The following is a 402-nucleotide window of genomic DNA, read 5'->3' as shown; positions in this document are numbered from 1 at the left end:
CGGGCTCGACCGACGAGAGCACGGCTCCGGACCGGCGGCCCGCAGACCGCAGCAGCGCGCAGGTGTCGACGCCCGCCCAGGCGGCGTACTCGACGGTGGGGGTGGGGTTCCGGACGGCGTCCGGTGTCGAGGAGGCCGTCGGGGAGGTCGCCGAGGTGCCGTCGGGTCCGGCCGGTTCAGTGCTGTCGGCGGTGCATCCGACCATCCCGACGGCGAGGCCGACCACCAGGGGGACGACCGGGCCGACAACGAGGCCACGTCGGATCGATCCGCGGGGACAACGACGCGACGACGGCATGCAGGGCGCCCGACAGACTGGAGAGAAGGGATGGCCGGACTAATGCGGGGCCCAGGCGTCGTCGTCCGCCGTACGACTGGTGACGGCGTCGGGCAGCTGGCCGT

General features: G+C 73.9%; 1 protein-coding gene. It reads right to left on the bottom strand.

Annotated elements, in window-relative coordinates; translation table 11 throughout:
* Positions 1-226 (bottom strand): hypothetical protein (locus FHP29_RS22145; protein ID WP_205013826.1); only part of this gene is annotated, 226 nt, incomplete at its 3' end.
* Positions 227-402: the final 176 nt, after the last annotated feature.

This window comes from Nocardioides albidus, from assembly GCF_006335005.1.
Lineage (GTDB): Bacteria > Actinomycetota > Actinomycetes > Propionibacteriales > Nocardioidaceae > Nocardioides > Nocardioides albidus.
This window is presented reverse-complemented; position numbering and strand designations above follow the sequence as displayed.